Genomic DNA, 234 nt, shown 5'->3' with positions numbered 1-234 from the left:
ACCCGCGCGGGATCACCGTCCCGGCCATCGTGGACATCCCCACGGGCGGAGTTGTGACCAACAACTTCCCCCAAATCACGCTGGATTTCTCTACGGAGTGGACGGAGTTCCACCGCCCCGGTGCCCCAAGCCTCTATCCCGAGCAGCTGCGCGAAGAGATCGACCAGGTGAATAAGCGGGTTTTCACTGAGGTTAACAACGGCGTCTACAGGTGCGGATTCGCCGGGTCCCAAG

General features: G+C 61.5%; 1 pseudogene. It reads left to right on the top strand.

The window, feature by feature from the left end:
• Positions 1-234 (top strand): annotated as a pseudogene (locus SB724_RS21895) (glutathione S-transferase family protein); the annotation flags it as partial.

Source organism: Bacillus sp. SIMBA_031 (assembly GCF_046535225.1).
GTDB lineage: Bacteria > Bacillota > Bacilli > Bacillales > Bacillaceae > Bacillus > Bacillus velezensis.
This window is presented reverse-complemented; position numbering and strand designations above follow the sequence as displayed.